Raw genomic sequence first — 18,445 nt, forward strand, 5'->3', positions numbered from 1 at the left:
GTGCCCGATACAGCGGGGTAAAAGCACGCCACACTGTACTGTTTTCCATGGTTGAACTGTATTGGAAGGCGAGTCAACGCCACGCGTCGGTCAACTCGTTCGCCAGCACCATTTTTTCGCGGACGAGTTCAGCAAAGCTCGCATCGACACCGTTCTGCGCCTTGAGAAACCTGAGCGCCGCGGAATGTACTGCGCGCATTGCTCGCCCGTCGATGCCGGTCATACGAGACGCGCTTCGCCGCGTTTCGTCGACCAGATCGCGCGCACTGCTCAGGTCGGGCGACACGCCGCTTTGCGCAGCGAAAGCCGCGCTGACGGTCGTGGCGTAGTCGCGCGACTGCCCGAGCCGGTCAATATCGATCAACAGATCGACGCCCTGCGACATACGCAGCGCGCTGAGAATCCAAAGCGCGAGGAAAGCGCGGTACGCGTTGTTGCCTTCCGCCGTGCGCGCGTACTGTTCACACGCCATGGCATAGGCATCTTCCGACGTGACGGGAACCGGCGGCAATTTGACGTCACAGATGCCGATTGCCTCTCTAACCAATGGCTCCGCCTGATTCAGACCGAGCACGCGAAACGGCGCGGCGACGAAGAACGGATTACTCCATTGCTGACTGAGGAGCCAACCCGATGCGAACTGCGATGCCGGATTGCGCAGCACCGCCGCATGCAGTGCGTGCGGGAATGCGTCGCGCAACCAGGGCAAGCGTCCTGACGAGCGGCAGAACTTGAATGCGGGCATGCTGCCCTGCGACGCCGCGTGCTGACACAGAGTGCTCAGATAGGCCTGTAATGCAGGGAATTCCCTGTCCGGTATGCTGCCAAAACGATCCGTGCTGAAGCGCCTGTCGTAGCCTGCTACGCCGCGCGAGCCGTCGTGAAGAAACGGCCGGTACTCGTCGAAATAGGGTTTGGCAAGCGGTGGGTGGCCCGAAGTGAGCGTGGGACGCGACGCGCCAACGTCGGCGCTGCTCAGCTCAGCAAGCACGTTGCTCAGCGGTTCGTAAAACCCTGTCACCTGATCGAGCGCTCGCAGGCGCGACCAGATCCACGTGCCCGCACTGCGCCAGCCCGCGTGCAGGAATATCGCCTGTTTCAACGCATCCTGTCGTTCGGCGTGATCCGTTGCGTTCGACGGATCATTCAACGGTCCAGATAACGGTGGCATTGGACATTCTCTTCAATTAATAGCAATACGAAAGGGGAAACAAACGACGGGCATGCTGCCGGCTGCCATGCCGCAGCATGGCACAGGCATCACTTTACCTCCTGCCTGAATGGCGCAGACAACGCACGCGCCGGGCGACGCGCAGTGGAACCCGTTGCGCAAACGCATTAAGCTGCCATTTCTTCGCACCACAACGCAGCGCACATGAACGATTCCGCCGATATTCGCTTCCTGCTGACCATTCGCGACAGCGGCAGCCTGCTCGCCGCCGCGCGCAAGCTCGGGCTGTCGCCATCGGCGGTCACCCAGCGGCTCCAGCAACTCGAAAAGAAACTGGGCACGCAACTGGTGACCAGGACCGCGCGCCGTTTGCGCTTCACGGAAGAAGGCACGTTGCTGTGCGAGCGCGGCGCGGAACTCGTGCAGCAGTTCGACTCGCTGTTCGAGGACTTGCAGGCGCGTCGCGGCGGCCTAGTCGGCACGCTGAAAATCAATGCGCCGCTTGGTTTTGGCCGGCGTCACCTTGCCCCCGTGATTGCCGCGTTCCAGCAACACAATCCCGATATCGACGTGGCGCTCACGTTATCGGACCAGCCGTTGACCGAGGCGATGGAGCGTTTCGATATTGTCGTGCATATCGGCGAGTTGCCGGTGTCGAACCTGGTCGGCTATGCGATCGCACCGAACGGGCGTTTCGTGTGCGCGTCGCCTGCGCTGATCAAACGCGTGGGGACACCTGCGTCGCCCGACGCTTTAAGCGGCTTGCCATGCATCGTGCTGCGCGAGAACGGCGAAGACGTGTCGCTCTGGCAGTTCAGCAAGGGCCGCACGCGCCGCAGCGTGCGCGTCGCGCCCCATCTCAGCTGCAACGACGGCGACGTGATCCGCCAGTGGGCATGCGAAGGGCGTGGCATCATCCTGCGCTCCGAATGGGACGTCGCCGACGATCTCGCCAGAGGAAAACTCGTGCGCCTGCTGCCGGACTGGAAAGCGCCAGACGCCGATGTGATTGCACTGACCCATCGGCGCACCGGACTGCCGGCGCGAACGCGCCAGTTCATGCACTATCTGCAAAGCAGTTTCAGACCGCAGCCGCCGTGGCGGAAATGACGACACTCAATGTTTCGCCGTACGCGCGCATGCTTGTTTCAGTGCCGCTGAATATATGAATCAGACCAACTGAACAATAGGCGGTCAGCGAGACTTTATAATCGTTTCACCGTCAAAGCCTTTCAGATCATGACTAGCGCCTGCACATCTTCCGCCTTTCCGAAGGCCGTCCTCTTCGACCTGCTGACCGCGCTGCTCGATTCGTGGACATCATGGAATCGCGCGGCCGGCTCCGAGCAGACCGGCCGCGCATGGCGCGCCGCCTATCTGCGAAAAACTTACGGATGCGGCCGCTACATTGCGTACGAGCAACTGGTTCGCGAGGCCGCGACGGAAGTGGGCCTGCCGGAATCCGCCGCGCTCGCGCTCGAAGCCGACTGGCCTGGTCTGACACCCTGGAGCGGCGCGCTCGACGCTCTTCAGGCGCTCGCGCCGCACTGCAAACTGGCGATCGTGACCAACTGCTCGGCGCGCCTTGGCGCACAGGCGGCGCAACGCTTTCCGGTCCGGTGGGACGCTATCGTCACGGCCGAGGAAGCGGGCGTCTACAAACCCGACCCGCTGCCCTACCGGCTTGCACTCGACAAACTCGGCGTAGCGGCACGCCACGCGGCATTCGTCGCCGGCTCCAGTTACGACATGTTCGGCACGGCCGCGGTCGGCTTGCGGACTTACTGGCATAACCGCATTGGCCTGCCGCCCGTGGCGGGCGCGCAGCGGCCCGAGGTCGAAGCGCGCACACTGGACGATCTGGTCCCGTGGCTCAGCCGCTTTGGCCTTCACGAGCCTCATCTCATTCCCCGGTGAAAGCATGAAACTCGAACAGATCGACACCCCGGCCGCGTTAATCGACGTCGCCCGGATGCAGAGGAACATCGCACGCATGCAGGCGCACATGAACACGCTTGGCGTCGCGTTCCGTCCGCATGTGAAAACCACCAAATGTCTCGACGTGGTCCGCGCGCAGATCGCTGCGGGCGCACGCGGGATCACTGTTTCCACGCTGAAGGAAGCGGAGGCGTTTTTCGCCGCCGGAGTGGACGATATTCTGTACGCGGTGAGCATCGCGCCATCCAAACTGCCGCGTGCGCTCGCGCTGCGCCGCCAGGGCTGCAAGCTGAAGCTCGTCGTCGACAATCCGGCCGCCGCCGCCGCGATCGCCGCATTCGGCGACCAGCATGGCGAAACCTTCGAGGTGTGGATCGAGGTCGATACGGACGGTCACCGCTCCGGCATCACGCCGGAGCAGCACACGCTGCTCGAAGTCGGGCGCATCCTGCACGAGAACGGCGTAACCGTGGGCGGCGTGATGACTCACGCCGGATCGAGCTACGAACTGAACACGCCCGATGCGCTCGCCGCCCTCGCCGAACAGGAGCGCGCAGGCTGTGTGCGGGCGGCGCAGCGTTTGCGCGACGCGGGCATTGCGTGTCCGGCCGTCAGCGTCGGCTCGACCCCCACCGCGCTCGCCGCCACGCAACTCGAAGGCGTGACCGAGGTGCGCGCGGGCGTCTATGTGCTGTTCGATCTGGTGATGCACAACGTGGGCGTCTGCGCGCTCGACGACATTGCGCTGAGCGTACTGGCCACCGTAATCGGGCATCAGCCGGAAAAAGGCTGGGCCATACTCGACGCGGGCTGGATGGCGATGAGCCGCGATCGTGGCACGTCGAAACAGTCGCACGACTACGGCTATGGCGTGCCATGCCTGCTGAACGGCACGCCGCTGACCGGCTATCTGCTCAGCGGTGCAAATCAGGAGCACGGCATTCTGTCGCCCATCGACGAAAGCGCGCCAACGGAAGACGTCACGCAGCACTTCCCGTTAGGCATGAAGTTACGCATTCTGCCGAACCATGCGTGCGCCACCGGCGCGCAATTTCCCGAGTATCACGCGGTGTCGCCGGATGGCGCAAGCGTCGAGTGGCGCCGCTTTCACGGCTGGTGACACGCGCATCACGAACGCGACGAACGCGGCCCGAGTGACCGCTTACCCCTCTTCGTCTTCGAGTCCGGCGATCAGATCGTCCACCGCGCGATAGACGCGTTCGACGATCTCCGGTCCCACCTTGCGCTCCAACGCACGGTAATGCGCTTCGAGATCCTTCGAAATCACGCGCACCAGTTCGACGCTCGTCGGTGTCAGCGACACGAGCACGCGGCGCTGGTCTTCCGCAAAACGCTCCTTCGTCACCAGTTCCATGCTCTCCATGCGCGCGAGCACGCCCGCCATGCTCGGGCTCGAAATCGTGCAGATATCGGAAATGTGACGGGGTTCCATCGGCCCATGCTCGTCGAGCGCGCGGATCACGCGCCACTGCTGTTCCGTCAGACCGTGCGCGGTAATCAGCGGACGAAAACGCTCCATCATTTTTTCCCTGGCGCGCAGCAGCAACATGGGCAGGTTGCGGTGCAAAACTCGTGTGGAAGCGGTTGCAGACATAGTTGAAGGTTGGATGAATACACCTGTCGAAAACTTAAGGGAAAACCCGCGATCAGCCGACAGACTATTGACCCCGGATCATATCAAGCGCAATACTACTAACATGTTAGTGTTTTCTCCCGGAGACAGCCAGTCATGTTTGCACTTGCCGATCATCTGCTGCATCCCGCCGGCGACGCATTGCCGCGCGATGTCGACAGAGCCACGGCTGCGGCGCTCCTCGCCGGCGGCGTTGCCTGCCGGGCGCCCGTGAGCGGCGCAGTCTACGGCGTGTTGCTGAACGACCGCGCGGCGCTCGCAGCGCTCGGCGACGCGATGAATGCCGCGCCATACAAGGCGCCGCCCAAGGCGCCGGTGCTGTATCTGAAGCCACGTAATACGCTTGCCGGACACCGCTCGCGTGTTGTCGTGCCCGACGACGCGCTGGGCGTGGAAGTCGGGGCGTCGCTAGGCATCGTGATAGGCCGCACTGCAACACGCGTCGGCGTGGAGCATGCGCATGACTACGTTGCCGGCTATACGCTGGTCGCCGATCTGAGCGTGCCGCACGCGAGCGTGTACCGGCCGTCAGTGCGCTTTCGGGCGCGCGACAATTTTTGCGCCGTCGGTCCGGCCGTGGTTGCAGCGCGTCATATTCAATCGCCAGACGATCTGGAGATTCGCGTGCAGATCGGTACGCAGCCAACATTCAGCGCGAGCACTGCGTCGTCGGTGCGCAACGTTGCACAACTTCTCGCGGACGTGACGGACTTCATGACGCTTGTCGCCGGTGACGTCCTTACGTTGGGCGTGCCTTTCGGCTCGCCGGTCGCCCATATCGGCGACACCGCCGTGCTGTCGATCGGCGCGCTGCCGCCGCTCGAAGTTTCGTTTGCCGGGGCTGAGCATCGCAATGGAGAACAGCCATGATGCGCGCCCGTGTTGCGTATGCCGGCGCGATTCACGAAGCCTATCCTGATGCGAACGGTGTCCGTCTCGCGGACGGCCGCGTGCGTCGTGAGGACGAAGTGGTATGGCTCGCGCCAATCGAAGTCGGCACGATCTTCGCACTCGGTCTGAACTACGCTGAACATGCGAAGGAATTGCAGTTCAACAAGCAGGAAGAACCGCTCGTGTTCCTGAAGGGACCGGGCACGGTCATCGGCCATCGCGGCTTCACACGCCGCCCTGCCGGTGTCGCCTTCATGCACTACGAGTGCGAACTTGCCGTGGTGATCGGGCAGACTGCGCAGAACGTCAAGCGTAAACATGCGATGCAGCACGTCGCGGGCTACATGATCGCGAACGACTACGCCATTCGCGATTACCTCGAAAACTACTACCGTCCCAACCTGCGCGTGAAGAATCGCGACGGCGGCACGGTGCTCGGCCCCTGGTTCGTCGACGCGGCCGACGTGCAGGACGTTACGCAGCTCGAACTGCGTACGTTCGTGAACGGCACGCGCCAGCAGCATGGCAATACGCGCGATCTCGTCACGGACATTCCGGCGCTGATCGAATACCTGAGCAGCTTCATGACGCTCGCGCCCGGCGACGTGATCCTGACCGGCACACCGGAAGGCATCGTCAACGTCAATGCGGGCGACGAAGTGGTTTGCGAGATCGACGGCCTGGGCCGTCTCGTCAACACGATTGCATCGGACGCGGACTTCAACCGCGACTGATCGGCGGCCCTACATGGGAAGGACAATGCAATGCGAATCGACCATCTGATCAACGGCAAGGCAGCCGCGGCCCACGACTATTTCGAAACGGTGAATCCGGCCACGCAGGACGTGCTCGCCGAAGTGGCGCGCGGTGGCGCGGAGCAAGTGGACGCGGCGGTGCGCGCGGCGAAGGACGCGTTTCCCGCGTGGGCCGCGAGACCCGCCGCCGAGCGTGCGAAGCTGATCCGAAAGCTCGGCGAGTTGATCGCGAAGAACGTGCCTGAAATTTCGGAAAACGAAACGAAGGACACAGGCCAGACGATCTCGCAAACGCGCAAGCAGCTCGTGCCGCGCGCCGCCGACAACTTCAGCTACTTCGCCGAGATGTGTACGCGTGTGGACGGCCACACGTATCCCACCGATACGCATCTGAACTACACGCTGTTCCATCCGGTCGGCGTGTGCGCGCTGATCTCGCCGTGGAACGTGCCGTTCATGACGGCGACCTGGAAGGTCGCGCCCTGCCTCGCATTCGGCAACACCGCCGTGCTCAAGATGAGCGAACTGTCGCCCGTGACGGCGTCGATGCTGGGCAACCTTGCACTGGAAGCCGGCATTCCGGCGGGCGTGCTGAACGTCGTGCACGGCTTCGGCAAGGAAACCGGCGAACCGCTGGTCGCGCATCCGGACGTTCACGCGGTGTCGTTCACGGGGTCCACGGCCACGGGCAACCGCATCGTGCAAACCGCCGGGCTGAAAAAGTTTTCAATGGAACTCGGCGGCAAATCGCCGTTCGTGATTTTCGACGACGCCGACTTCGAGCGCGCGCTCGACGCCGCCGTTTTCATGATCTTCTCGAACAATGGCGAGCGCTGCACCGCGGGTTCGCGAATTCTCGTGCAACGCTCGATTTACGCGCGTTTTGCCGAGCGTTTCATCGAGCGCGCGAAGCGTCTGACGGTGGGCGACCCGCTCGCCGACAAGACGATCGTCGGCCCAATGATCAGCCAGGGCCACCTCGCGAAGGTGCGCAGTTACATCGAGCTCGGTCCGAAAGAAGGCGCGACGCTCGCGTGCGGCGGCCTCGACACGCCGGAACTGTCCGACGCCATGCGCAAAGGCAATTTCGTGCAACCCACCGTGTTCGTCGACGTGGACAATCGCATGCGCATTGCGCAGGAAGAGATTTTCGGCCCCGTAGCGTGCCTGATTCCATTCGACGACGAAGCCGATGCGATCAGGCTCGCCAACGACATCTGCTACGGTCTGTCGAGCTATATCTGGACTGAAAGCAGCGGTCGCGCATTGCGCGTGGCGGCAGCCGTTGAAGCCGGCATGTGTTTCGTGAACAGCCAGAACGTACGTGATCTGCGGCAACCGTTCGGCGGCACGAAGGCATCGGGCGTCGGCCGTGAAGGCGGCACGTGGAGCTACGAAGTGTTCCTCGAACCGAAGAACGTGTGCGTGTCGCTCGGCTCGCACCACATTCCGCGCTGGGGCGTTTGAACCATCGGTGCCGGCGCGATGCGCGCGTGGCACAAACTGGAGACCATGATGGGCAAGCTCGCGCTGGCAGCAAAAGTCACACACGTGCCCTCGCTGTATTTATCCGAACTCGACGGCCCGCATAAAGGCTGCCGACAACCGGCCATCGACGGGCATCACGAAATCGGCCGCCGCTGCCGTGAACTCGGCGTGGATACAATCGTCGTGTTCGACGTGCACTGGCTCGTGAATAGCGAATATCACATCAACTGCGCGCCGAAATTCGAGGGTGTCTACACCAGCAACGAACTGCCGCATTTCATCAGGAACATGCCGTACGCGTACCCCGGCAACGTTGGGCTCGGCAACCTGATCGCGGAAGTCGCCAACGAAATGGGCGTAAAGACCCGCGCGCACAGCGAGACCACGCTGGAAATGGAGTACGGCACACTCGTGCCGATGCGCTACATGAACGGCGACCAGCACTTCAAAACCGTGTCGATCGCGGGCTGGTGCATGTGGCACGACCTCGAAACGAGCGCGCGCTTCGGCCTCGCCGTGCGCAAGGCGATCGAAGAGCGCTATGACGGGACCGTTGCGATTCTTGCAAGCGGGTCGCTCAGCCACCACTTTGCGAACAACGGCACCGCCGAGCAGTTCATGCACAAGGTATGGAGCCCCTTTCTCGAACAGATGGACCGCAAGGTGGTCGACCTGTGGGAAGCCGGCGACTGGAAAACCTTCTGCGGCATGCTGCCGCTCTACAACGAGAAATGCTGGGGCGAAGGCGGCATGCACGACACCGCCATGCTGCTCGGCGCGCTCGGCTGGGATCGTTACGACGGCAAGGTTGAAGTCATCACACCTTATTTCGGCAGCTCGGGCACCGGGCAGATCAACGCAATCTTCCCGGTCACGCCGCTGCCTGTCTAAGCGTCCAGTCGAAGGAGTTCACCGTGCCGCATCTCACCCTGGAATACAGCGCGAACCTCGCCACCGGCGAGAGCATCGGGCAATTGTGCCAAACACTCGCGCAATGCCTCGACGCACAACGCGAAAACGAGGAGCGCGTCTACCCGCTCGGCGGGATTCGCGTGCGCGCGCTGCGCTGTGAAGCGTACAGCATCGCCGACGGCCGCCCCGACGCGGCATTCGTGCACGCCAATCTGAAGATTGGCGCGGGCCGCTCCGAGGCCGCGAAGAAAGCCACCGGCGACGCGTTGTTCGACGCGATCAAACAACACTTTGCGCGGGAATTCGAGCAGCACGGTCTCGCGTTATCGCTGGAAATCAATGAATTCAGTGAAGCGGGCACGTGGAAGCACAACAACCTGCACGCGCGCCTCAAAGCCTGAGCGCGTTGCCCGAGCGAGCGCTCATCGGAACCACGCCATGCTAGACGAACAGACTATCCGCGAACTCGCGGCGCGACTCGATCACGCCGAGAAAACACGCACGCCATTGCGGCACTTCTCCGCGGCCTATCCGCAGATGACCGTTCAGGATGGCTATGCAATCCAGCGCGAATGGGTAAAGCTCAAACTTGCCGAAGGCCACGTGATCAAAGGCCGCAAGATCGGGCTGACGTCGCGTGCGATGCAGCGCTCGTCGCAGATCGACGAACCCGACTACGCGCCGTTGCTCGACAGCATGTTCATCGAAAACGGGCAGGACATTCGTATCGACCGATTCATCGCGCCGCGCGTGGAAGTGGAACTCGCGTTCGTGCTGGCAAAGCCGCTGAAAGGTCCCGGTGTCACGCTATTCGACGTGCTCGATGCAACGGCTTACGTCACGCCCGCCGTCGAGATCATCGACGCGCGCATCGAGCAGTTCGACCGCGAAACGAAAGCGCCGCGCAAAGTGTATGACACGATCTCGGACTTCGCCGCGAATGCCGGCATCGTGCTGGGCGGCCGCCCCGTGCGTCCGCTGGATGTCGATCTACGCTGGGTGGGCGCACTGCTCTACAGGAACGGCGCGGTGGAAGAAAGCGGACTGGCGGCCGCCGTCCTGAACCATCCGGCAACCGGCGTCGCGTGGCTTGCCAACAAGATTGCTCCGTACGACGAAATTTTGAACGCAAACGACGTGATTCTGAGCGGCTCGTTTACGAGCCCCATTCCCGCGCGCGCCGGCGACACGTTTCATGTCGACTATGGTCCGCTCGGCGGCATCGGTCTGCATTTTATCTAGGCGAGTGGACATGTCCTTACCGCACAACCCATTCAAACGCGCGATCGCTGACGGCAAGCAGCAGTTCGGCCTATGGGCCGCGCTGGCCGATGCATACGTGACCGAACTGCTGGCCACGGCCGGCTTCGACTGGCTGCTGATCGACAACGAACACGCGCCAAACGACGTGCGCAGCACGCTCGCGCAGTTGCAGGCGGTGGCCGCCTACCCTTCGCATCCGGTCGTGCGCCCGGTGCGCAGCGACAGCGCGTTGATCAAGCAACTGCTCGATATCGGCGCGCAAACGCTGCTGCTGCCGATGATCGACACCGCCGCACAGGCGGCGGACGCCGTTGCAGCCACCCGTTACCCACCGCACGGCATGCGCGGCGTGGGCAGCGCATTGGCGCGCGCGTCGCGCTGGAACTGCGTACCGGATTATCTGAACCGGGCGTCTGAAGAACTGTGTGTGCTGGTGCAGGTGGAAACCATGCAGGGGATGCAGAACCTGCCTGAGATTGCCGCCGTCGACGGCATCGACGGCGTCTTTTTCGGCCCCTCGGACCTGAGCGCGTCGATGGGGCTGCTCGGCCAACCGGGCGACGCGAGCGTGCGCGAAGCGATTCGCCACGGCATCGACACGGTGCGCGAGGCCGGCAAGGCAGCGGGCGTGCTCGCGCCGGACCCCGGCATCGCCGCCGACTATCTCGCGGCGGGCGCGACCTTCGTGGCGGTTGGAACGGATACGGGCTTACTCAGCCGTGCAGCGGCGGATCTGGCGGCGTCGTATAAAAATTCGGCGGCGGCAGGCGCGACCATCGCGGCAGTCAGGGGCGGCTATTGAACGACAGCACACCCGCCGCGCAATGCGAAATTGGCTCATTCCACCGCGGGCCAAGGCAACCCTGACGACGACCAGTCCAGTTCCACGCCGATCACCGCCCGCTCGTCGCCCAACTGGATCGCCAGCGTCACGGCAATACAAGGACGCCCGCTCGCCAGCGACAGATACGGATTGCACGCCACCGGCACGTCGGGCAGCAACACCGCCTTGCGGAAATACGGACGATGATCCCACCGCGCGCCGCGCGGATTCGCCACCGGATGCAGTGACGCACCCTCGTTGCTCCATGCGGGCCCCGGCACTTCATGGCCGATCTGCCTGCCAGTGTCGTCGAGAATGAAACAGCTGATGCAGCGCTCCAGCGCGGCGAGCGGCGCAAACGCCGGTTCCATCGGCACGCCTGCTAGCAATGCGTCGGCGGCGTGCTGCAAGCCGGTGCGATACGGCGCCACCTCGGATTCAAACAACGTGTGCCGATGCGCGCGGCCGCGCGCGATCACGTCGAACGCATCGTCGATCCGGTGGCCCACCGACTCCGGCGGCGCAACGCCGGCGGAAGGCCGCCCGAGCAGAAAGCCCTGCGCAAAGTCCACGTTCGATTCCACCGCCAGAATCAGTTCGTCGGTGGTTTCGACACCCTCGACCACCACCAGCATGCCCGCGCCATGGAGCAGCGAAACGAGCTTCGGCAGAATCGGCTGCGCGCTGCTGTGCCCGGTCGCGCGTATCAGTTCGCCGTCGAGCTTGACGAGGTCCGGACGAATCCGGAACAGACGGTCGAGATTCGACTGGCCCGCACCGAAATCGTCGACGGCGATCAGGAAGCCATGCGCGCGATACGACTGCGCCGCCCGCGACATCTCGTCGACACTGCCGCCGTGCGATTCCAGGATTTCGAGAATCACCCGTGCCGGTTCGAGGCCGGCCGAGCGCGCGATCGCGGCAAGCTGATCGGCGTAACCGTCGGCTATGAACGTGGCCGGCAGAATGTTGAGAAAGAGCCACGCGTCGGCGGGCAGCGCCGCGCTCGCCCGCGTCAGATGCACGACATGGCTGGCGCGGTCGAGCGCCCCTTCGTCGCTCGCAGGCTGCGGCGCGAACAGCACAGCGGGCGGCACCAGCGTGCCGTCGTCCTGTTCGCCGCGCAGCAGCGCTTCGAACCCGACCTGCTTCTGATGCGACAGGCTGTACAACGGCTGGAAGTGCGACGTCAGCGAATAGTCGCCCCAACGAAACTGCGGCGCACTGCCCGCGCCTTGCCCTTCTTCGCTCAGCAGCCGACGCGCCTCGAACGGCAGCGCGCGCTCGGCGCACACGCGATTGCGCCCCGAGTGCTTGGCGCGCAGCAGCGCTTCGTCCGCGCGATCGAGCAGCACCATGATGCTTTCGCCGCGCCGGTGCTCGGCCACGCCGAAGCTGGCGGTCAGAAAGCCGTCGGGCCGCTCGATTGCGGCAATCGCGCCGCGCAGGCGCTCCGCCAATTCCAGCGCGCCCTTCAGACTGCCGCCCGACAGCACGGCAAATTCCTCGCCGCCGATACGGCTCACGCTGTCGCCGGCCGAGGTTTCTCCGATCAACACCTGCGCGACCTCGTAGAGTGCCTGGTCGCCGGTCGCGTGGCCGAAGCGGTCGTTCAGCGATTTGAAACTGTCGATGTCGAGAAAGATCGCGCTGACCCGCGCGTCGGCCGCGAGGTTGTCGAGTTGACGTTCGCAATGTTTGACGAACGACCGGCGGTTTTGCAGGCCGGTCAGCGGATCGGTGGCGGCGAGCTGCGAGAGCTGACTCTCCAGCATGAAATGATTGCGGCGGAAGCGGTAGAAGCCGACGTGAAACACCGCCGAAGTAGGCATGCCGATCACGACGATCCACATCCACGCAACAGTGGCGGCATCGTGAGGGAGCGGCTTGCCCATCAGCAGCAGCGCGAACGCCGCCGTATAGAAGAGCGCGCTGCCGGTCATGAAATGGGCGGGTGTCAGCCACAGCGGCGCGGCGCAGACCGGGATCACGACCATGGCGGGCAACAACCAGATGAGCGGCTGCGCTACGTTTTCGATGTTCAGTGCCAATCCCGCCACCAGCACCTGCAGATACGCGACGCCGATCAGCCCGAAGAGCAGCGTGGACCGCGCACGCGGAATCATCAGCACGAGCAGCGCAAGCACGAACGCGCACAGCAGCCGCCACAGTAGCGGAGTGGCCGGACCGCCGACCAGCTGGCGCGCGACACTCAGGCACAGAAAGGCGACGATGGTGAAGGCCATCGTCATGGTGGAAAGTGGACGTTGATGCTCCAGTGAGCGCAGGTGAAAGCGCTCGCGAAAACCGGAGTCAGACGTTTGCCGCATCGAAATGGAAAGCATATTGATAGAAATCAGGCTGGTTCCGGGCAATCTGCCAATGTCTTATCGGCAAACGTCTGATAATTATTTAAGGCTTTCCGTAATCGTTTTCCGCGGCGGCGGCACCCGGGCGACGGCAAGCTGCAAACCGTGCGCGATTCGTCGTGCGCGAAGTGCAGCTCTGCGCGCGACCCGGATAAACCCGTGAGTCTAGCCGGCCGAAAGAAAGTTGGGGACGCAACAAAATCAATGAGCCGCCGCATGATAGTCCACGAACAGCTCGCTCAAATTAGTTGAACGGACAAGCAAACGTTGCATTTACCACGAAACGCTTAGGCTAAAAAATTGGCAAAAGATACCGTTATCCTAGTCAGCGCTGCTGCGATTGCGTCAGAGACAGGTAATAGCCGTAAGGCTCTGGCGCGGTATCGCGTTGCACATGACCGGAATGGGTGTTTGCGCGAGACGCGCGCGCACGTTGGCGCGGACGATCGGAAAGTGGCTAAAAGTTAATGTCTTAAGTAGACTGCTCCGAAGTGTGTCGGAGCGAACAGACAGCTCGGTAAAAGTAACCTGAGCCGCGTGCAACGCGCGATTATCCGATTCACTGATTTGCGCACGGCTGTTCGAAAAGCGTCTTACTGGCGTTCGCATGGAACAGCCCATTCCCGGAAAACATGGTCCCAATTCTCGATTACCTGATGGAACGTCAGATCTCGCCACAGTGGAGCGGCATGCTAGGTGCATTGGCCGCTGAGTTCGAAGCGCAACTCGGACATGACGAACTGCGACAGCTCATGCATCGCGTCGGGACTCGCTTTGCGCACACGCATCCGCTGCCGGACTGCGGCTCGACCAGCGCGCTGCAGGAAACGTTGAATCAGGTCTGGCAGCAGATGGACTGGGGCTTTGTCGAACTCGCGGACGAAGCGCAATCGCTGTGCATTCTTCACTACTGCGCGCCGTTGCAGGCGTTCGGTAAGACGGCTTTAACCTGGACGCCCGCTTTTCTCGAGGGCGCGTATCAGACCTGGTTGAGCGCACTCGGCGCGCAGGGTTTGTCGGTTGTGCAGACGAGCGGTATAGGCGAAGACACCGCCATCGAGTTCCGTCTGGGCCGGCATCCGCGCTGATCCGGCCGACGTCGGCCGCAAAGGAACACAAAGCAGGACCCGAAGCAGAAGGACCGTAAGAGGCACGACAGCAGTCACGCAGTAGAGGAACGCGCCTGACCGGTGCGCGTGAAGCAGTATGGATGGTTGAGCGCCGCGAGCACATGCAGGATCGGGGCAAGGCAAGACACGAACAAAGACGGCGGCATAATGAGTTCATCGAGCGACATCGAAAAACTTTTCGATCACTTTGGCGGTGACGCCAGCGCGTACCAGGAGATCGGCCGCGAGAACGAAGCGCGTTCCGCGCGCACGCGTTGGCCGCTGCTGGTCACGCTTGATCTGACCCAGCCTGAGATTCCCGCAATCGGACAACGGCGCGAAGCCCGCCGTGAGCCGGTCACGGAAGCGCCCGTCGCCGTCGACCGTCAGGACACCACCTCGAAAGACGCCGCCTCGGTAACGCGCGCGAAGGCGCCGCTTTTCACCCGCTCACATCGACGGGATATTCCACCGGTCGCGGTGCCGGTCGCGAGGCCCGCCGAGATACAAGGTGCATCGCGATTCGGCAAGGTCGACATGGACGAGGCCGATGCCCCGGTGAAACTCGCGCAGCCTGCCCAGGCGGCGCATGCGCCCGTTAGTACACCCGTGCATGCGCCCATTAATGCGCCTGCTTTTACGCCTGCTTTTACGCCTGCTCATACGCCTGCTCATACGCCTGCTCATACGCCTGCTCATACGCCGGCTTATGCGCCGGCTTATGCGCCTGTTGGTGCGCCCGTCTATGCATCGGTCAATGCGCCGTCTCGCGACACCGCGGCAGCGCCCCGCGCCACCCCGGCATGGGCGCAAGCCGCCACGCCGTCCCACTCGCGCGTCACCGCACCTGCTGCACCTGCCACACCCGCACACTCACTCGCACTTCAGCCGGCTTCGATCCTCGGCAAGCTGTTCGCGAACACGGCCGAAGCCGCGCCCGCGCCGGCCGCTCCGAAAAGCGGCGAATCCGCGCCACTGCGGTCGGTTTTCGACCGGCTGCGCGGCGTCCCCGCTCAACCGGCCGCCACGGCCGCCGCCGCGCCCGCTCCATCTCACTCGTGGCTCGTCGACGGCCCGCATCGCTCATGAAAGTCATCGCCGTGGTGTCTGCCAAAGGCGGCGTCGGCAAGACCACGCTGGCCGCCAACCTCGCGTCCGTGCTGGCTGCCGGCGGCCGGCGCGTGATCGCTCTCGACCTGGACCCGCAGAACGCGCTGCGTCTGCATTTCGGCGTGCCGCTGGATAGCGTCGACGGCCTGTCGCGCGCCACGCTGACCGGCGACCCCTGGCAAACCGTGATGTTCGACGGCGTGGACGGCGTGACCGTGTTGCCCTACGGCGCCGTGCTCGAAGACGACCGCCGCCGCTTCGAAGCGTATATCGACCAGGACCCGCGCTGGCTCGCGCAATCGCTGCAGAACCTGCGGCTCGACCCGTCGGACATCGTCGTGATCGACACGCCGCCGGGTTCGTCCACGTACGTGCGCACCGCACTGACGGCGGCCACTTTCGCGCTGAACGTCGTGCTCGCCGACGCCGCCTCTTACGCGGCCATTCCGCAAATGGAGCGGCTGATCGCCACTTACGCCGCGCCGCGTCCCGAGTTCGGCGGCGAAGGCTACGTGATCAACCAGATCGACCAGTCGCGCCAACTCACGAAAGACGTGCTCAAGGTGCTGCGCCAGATGCTCGGCGGCAGGATGTTCCCGGGCGTCATCCATCTCGATGAAGGCGTGAGCGAAGCGCTTGCGTGCGACACCACGCTGATTCACTACGATCCGCTCAGCCAGGCCGCCAGCGATTTCCGCGTATGCGGCGACTGGCTGATGGCGGCGATCGACGCACTCACCGTTTCCCCGAGGAACGTGGCATGAGCACGCAATCGCAAGAACTCGACGGCGCGGAGTCGTCGCGCCTCGAACGTTTCGTCAACGCGCACTTCTGGAACAGCCGCATCGTCACCGGCATCGTTACGCTGTTCGCGCTGGTGATGCTGTACTTCGTGTTCACGGTGCCGCTCGCGTTCTACGAGCAACTGCTCTTCGCGACCTGCTGTTTCATCACCGCGTTATGGTTTCGCCGGCTGCCCGGCCGGTATCCGACGATGGTGATGATCATGCTCTCCATTGTCATGTCGGGCCGCTACATGTTCTGGCGGCTCACGGCCACCACGTACTGGGAGCATCCGCTCGACGCGGCGTGGGGTCTGCTGCTCGTCTCCGCCGAAGTCTATTCGACCATCGTGCTGCTGCTCGGCTACTTCCAGACCGCATGGCCGCTCAAGCGCCGGCCCATGCCGCTGCCCGCGTCGCGCGCCGAATGGCCGACCGTCGACGTCTTCATTCCCACGTACAACGAACCGTTGTCGGTCGTGAAGCCGACCATTTTCGCGGCGCTCGCGCTCGACTATCCGGCCGAGAAAATCTCGATCCACGTGCTCGACGATGGCCGTCGCCCCGAGTTCAAGGCGTTCTGCGAAGAAGTCGGCGTCAACTGGACGATCCGCACGCACAACCGCCACGCGAAAGCCGGCAACATCAACGAAGCGCTGAAGATCACGCAGGGCGAATACCTCGCGATCTTCGACTGCGATCACATTCCGACCCGCTCGTTCCTGCAGATCGGCCTCGGCTGGTTTTTACGCGACAAGCTGCTGTCGATGCTGCAAACGCCTCACCACTTCTTTTCCGCCGACCCGTTCGAGCGCAATCTCGGCACGTTCCGCAAAGTGCCGAACGAAGGCGAACTGTTTTACGGTCTCGTGCAGGACGGCAACGACCTGTGGAACGCCACGTTCTTCTGCGGTTCGTGCGCGCTGCTGCGCCGGACCATGGTCGAGGAGATCGGCGGCATCGCGGTGGAAACCGTGACCGAAGACGCGCACACCGCGCTCAAGCTGCACCGCCTCGGCTACACCACCGCGTATCTGGCGATCCCGCAGGCAGCCGGTCTCGCGACGGAAAGCCTGTCCGGCCACATCGGCCAGCGCATTCGCTGGGCGCGCGGCATGACGCAGATTTTCCGGATCGACAATCCGCTCACCGGCAAGGGCCTGAAAATCGGCCAGCGGCTGTGTTACCTGAACGCGATGATGCACTTCTTCTACGGCATCCCGCGTCTCGTGTTTCTCACCGCGCCGCTGTCGTATCTGTTCTTCAACGCGCACGTGATCGAGGCCGCGGCCAGCACGATTGCGATCTACGCGCTGCCGCACATGATGCACGCGAGCATCACCAACTCGCGGATGCAGCGCTCGTTTCGCCATTCGTTCTGGGCGGAAGTCTATGAGTCGGTACTGGCGTCGTACATCACCGCGCCGACTCTGCTCGCGCTGATAAACCCGAAGCTCGGCAAGTTCAACGTGACGGCCAAGGGCGGCCAGATCGAGAAGAACTATTTCGACTGGGCGATCTCGCGGCCGTATCTGTTTTTGCTGTTGCTGAACCTGATCGGCTTCTGCGTGGGCATCGTGCACATCTATCTGAACTGGCACGTGCGCAGCATCGTGAACACTACGGTGCTGAATCTCGGCTGGACCGTCTACAACATGCTGATCCTCGGCGCGAGCGTGGCGGCGGCAAGCGAGCGCCGGCAGATTCGCGCGGTGCACCGCGTGGCGATGAAAATGCCGGTCATGCTGAAGTTCTCGACCGGGCGCACGCTCGCGTGCGAAACCATCGACTACTCGGAAGGCGGCGTGGGCGTCGCGCTGCCCGCGAAGATCGAGGTGCCGATGCACGAACGCGTGACCGTGTCGCTCTTTCGCGGCGACGAGGAATACGCGTTCCCCGCCACTGTCGGCTTTACCGCGCCGGGTCGCGTGGGTCTGCGTTTCTCGGCGATGACCCGCGAACAGGAGTACGAGTTCGTCAAGACCACGTTTGCCCGCGCCGACGCCTGGACCGGCTGGGCTGAAGGCCGTCAGCAGGACACGCCGCTGCGCGGACTGTCGCACGTGTTGACGGTCGGCGCGCGCGGCATTGTCGGGTTGTTCGAGCATCTGTACGCCGACATTCGCACTTCTCTGCAAAGCCGTCCTGTGGACGTCAAGACGTTAAAAACCAAAGACTGA

Annotated in this window: 17 protein-coding genes; 14 read left to right on the forward strand and 3 right to left on the reverse strand. The window is 63.4% G+C overall.

Annotated features, from left to right (window positions below):
* Positions 1-73 precede the first annotated feature (73 nt).
* Complete coding sequence (locus AAGS40_RS21585) at positions 74-1,171, reverse strand: hypothetical protein (protein ID WP_345814859.1); 1,098 nt, start codon at positions 1,169-1,171, stop codon at positions 74-76.
* Positions 1,172-1,375: 204 nt separating this feature from the next.
* Here AAGS40_RS21585 and AAGS40_RS21590 point away from each other — a divergent pair, with 204 nt between their 5' ends.
* From AAGS40_RS21590 to AAGS40_RS21600, 3 genes are all read left to right on the forward strand, one after another.
* A complete protein-coding gene (locus AAGS40_RS21590; protein WP_345814860.1) occupies positions 1,376-2,281 on the forward strand; it encodes a LysR family transcriptional regulator in 906 nt (301 codons plus the stop codon).
* Positions 2,282-2,410: 129 nt separating this feature from the next.
* Positions 2,411-3,088, forward strand: coding sequence for an HAD-IA family hydrolase (locus AAGS40_RS21595; protein ID WP_345814862.1), 678 nt, complete (start codon positions 2,411-2,413; stop codon positions 3,086-3,088).
* 4 nt (positions 3,089-3,092) lie between these two features.
* On the forward strand, positions 3,093-4,229 hold the full coding sequence (locus AAGS40_RS21600; RefSeq protein WP_345814863.1) for a DSD1 family PLP-dependent enzyme: 1,137 nt from the start codon (positions 3,093-3,095) through the stop codon (positions 4,227-4,229).
* A 42-nt stretch (positions 4,230-4,271) separates the two neighbouring features.
* Here the strand turns inward: AAGS40_RS21600 and hpaR are convergent, their stop codons facing one another.
* Positions 4,272-4,679 (reverse strand): homoprotocatechuate degradation operon regulator HpaR, encoded by a 408-nt coding sequence (gene hpaR, locus AAGS40_RS21605; protein WP_345814866.1) that lies wholly within the window; start codon positions 4,677-4,679, stop codon positions 4,272-4,274.
* Positions 4,680-4,859: 180 nt separating this feature from the next.
* Between hpaR and AAGS40_RS21610 the strand changes: the two genes are divergently transcribed.
* From AAGS40_RS21610 to hpaI, 7 genes are read left to right on the forward strand one after another with little or no spacing between them, the layout of a single operon-like run.
* Complete coding sequence (locus AAGS40_RS21610; protein ID WP_345814868.1) at positions 4,860-5,633, forward strand: fumarylacetoacetate hydrolase family protein; 774 nt, start codon at positions 4,860-4,862, stop codon at positions 5,631-5,633.
* Positions 5,630-6,388 carry a fumarylacetoacetate hydrolase family protein gene (locus tag AAGS40_RS21615; protein ID WP_345814869.1) on the forward strand — a complete coding sequence of 253 codons (759 nt, stop codon included), beginning with the start codon at positions 5,630-5,632 and terminating at the stop codon, positions 6,386-6,388. Before AAGS40_RS21610 ends, AAGS40_RS21615 begins: the two co-directional genes overlap by 4 nt.
* A gap of 30 nt (positions 6,389-6,418) precedes the next feature.
* Positions 6,419-7,876 (forward strand): 5-carboxymethyl-2-hydroxymuconate semialdehyde dehydrogenase, encoded by a 1,458-nt coding sequence (hpaE, locus tag AAGS40_RS21620; RefSeq protein WP_345814871.1) that lies wholly within the window; start codon positions 6,419-6,421, stop codon positions 7,874-7,876.
* Positions 7,877-7,924: 48 nt separating this feature from the next.
* Complete coding sequence (gene hpaD / locus AAGS40_RS21625) at positions 7,925-8,788, forward strand: 3,4-dihydroxyphenylacetate 2,3-dioxygenase (protein WP_345816540.1); 864 nt, start codon at positions 7,925-7,927, stop codon at positions 8,786-8,788.
* Between the two features lie 23 nt (positions 8,789-8,811).
* Complete coding sequence (locus AAGS40_RS21630; protein WP_345814873.1) at positions 8,812-9,210, forward strand: 5-carboxymethyl-2-hydroxymuconate Delta-isomerase; 399 nt, start codon at positions 8,812-8,814, stop codon at positions 9,208-9,210.
* Between the two features lie 37 nt (positions 9,211-9,247).
* Positions 9,248-10,051, forward strand: a complete 804-nt coding sequence (gene hpaH / locus AAGS40_RS21635; protein ID WP_345814876.1) for a 2-oxo-hept-4-ene-1,7-dioate hydratase — start codon at positions 9,248-9,250, stop codon at positions 10,049-10,051.
* A 10-nt stretch (positions 10,052-10,061) separates the two neighbouring features.
* Complete coding sequence (gene hpaI / locus AAGS40_RS21640) at positions 10,062-10,874, forward strand: 4-hydroxy-2-oxoheptanedioate aldolase (protein WP_345814879.1); 813 nt, start codon at positions 10,062-10,064, stop codon at positions 10,872-10,874.
* 35 nt (positions 10,875-10,909) lie between these two features.
* Here the strand turns inward: hpaI and AAGS40_RS21645 are convergent, their stop codons facing one another.
* Positions 10,910-13,240: a bifunctional diguanylate cyclase/phosphodiesterase gene (locus AAGS40_RS21645; protein ID WP_345814880.1), complete on the reverse strand. Its 2,331-nt coding sequence runs from the start codon at positions 13,238-13,240 to the stop codon at positions 10,910-10,912.
* A 656-nt stretch (positions 13,241-13,896) separates the two neighbouring features.
* Between AAGS40_RS21645 and bcsD the strand changes: the two genes are divergently transcribed.
* From bcsD to bcsA, 4 genes are all read left to right on the forward strand, one after another.
* Entirely contained in the window at positions 13,897-14,352 is a 456-nt protein-coding gene (bcsD, locus tag AAGS40_RS21650) for a cellulose biosynthesis protein BcsD (protein ID WP_345814882.1), read from the forward strand.
* Positions 14,353-14,541: 189 nt separating this feature from the next.
* On the forward strand, positions 14,542-15,462 hold the full coding sequence (gene bcsP, locus AAGS40_RS21655; RefSeq protein ID WP_345814884.1) for a cellulose biosynthesis protein BcsP: 921 nt from the start codon (positions 14,542-14,544) through the stop codon (positions 15,460-15,462).
* A complete protein-coding gene (gene bcsQ, locus AAGS40_RS21660) occupies positions 15,459-16,247 on the forward strand; it encodes a cellulose biosynthesis protein BcsQ (protein WP_345814886.1) in 789 nt (262 codons plus the stop codon). Before bcsP ends, bcsQ begins: the two co-directional genes overlap by 4 nt.
* Positions 16,244-18,445, forward strand: a complete 2,202-nt coding sequence (gene bcsA / locus AAGS40_RS21665; protein WP_345814888.1) for a UDP-forming cellulose synthase catalytic subunit — start codon at positions 16,244-16,246, stop codon at positions 18,443-18,445. The genes bcsQ and bcsA overlap by 4 nt, the downstream gene beginning before the upstream one ends.

It is taken from the genome of Paraburkholderia sp. PREW-6R (assembly GCF_039621805.1).
Taxonomy (GTDB): domain Bacteria; phylum Pseudomonadota; class Gammaproteobacteria; order Burkholderiales; family Burkholderiaceae; genus Paraburkholderia.

Coding starts and splice junctions, on each gene's coding strand:
- AAGS40_RS21585 (WP_345814859.1), bottom strand. CDS start 1,171: ATGCCACCGTTATCTGGACCGTTGAATGATCCGTCGAACGCAACGGAT.
- AAGS40_RS21590 (WP_345814860.1), top strand. CDS start 1,376: ATGAACGATTCCGCCGATATTCGCTTCCTGCTGACCATTCGCGACAGC.
- AAGS40_RS21595 (WP_345814862.1), top strand. CDS start 2,411: ATGACTAGCGCCTGCACATCTTCCGCCTTTCCGAAGGCCGTCCTCTTC.
- AAGS40_RS21600 (WP_345814863.1), top strand. CDS start 3,093: ATGAAACTCGAACAGATCGACACCCCGGCCGCGTTAATCGACGTCGCC.
- hpaR (WP_345814866.1), bottom strand. CDS start 4,679: ATGTTGCTGCTGCGCGCCAGGGAAAAAATGATGGAGCGTTTTCGTCCG.
- AAGS40_RS21610 (WP_345814868.1), top strand. CDS start 4,860: ATGTTTGCACTTGCCGATCATCTGCTGCATCCCGCCGGCGACGCATTG.
- AAGS40_RS21615 (WP_345814869.1), top strand. CDS start 5,630: ATGATGCGCGCCCGTGTTGCGTATGCCGGCGCGATTCACGAAGCCTAT.
- hpaE (WP_345814871.1), top strand. CDS start 6,419: ATGCGAATCGACCATCTGATCAACGGCAAGGCAGCCGCGGCCCACGAC.
- hpaD (WP_345816540.1), top strand. CDS start 7,925: ATGGGCAAGCTCGCGCTGGCAGCAAAAGTCACACACGTGCCCTCGCTG.
- hpaH (WP_345814876.1), top strand. CDS start 9,248: ATGCTAGACGAACAGACTATCCGCGAACTCGCGGCGCGACTCGATCAC.
- hpaI (WP_345814879.1), top strand. CDS start 10,062: ATGTCCTTACCGCACAACCCATTCAAACGCGCGATCGCTGACGGCAAG.
- AAGS40_RS21645 (WP_345814880.1), bottom strand. CDS start 13,240: ATGCTTTCCATTTCGATGCGGCAAACGTCTGACTCCGGTTTTCGCGAG.
- bcsD (WP_345814882.1), top strand. CDS start 13,897: ATGGTCCCAATTCTCGATTACCTGATGGAACGTCAGATCTCGCCACAG.
- bcsP (WP_345814884.1), top strand. CDS start 14,542: ATGAGTTCATCGAGCGACATCGAAAAACTTTTCGATCACTTTGGCGGT.
- bcsQ (WP_345814886.1), top strand. CDS start 15,459: ATGAAAGTCATCGCCGTGGTGTCTGCCAAAGGCGGCGTCGGCAAGACC.
- bcsA (WP_345814888.1), top strand. CDS start 16,244: ATGAGCACGCAATCGCAAGAACTCGACGGCGCGGAGTCGTCGCGCCTC.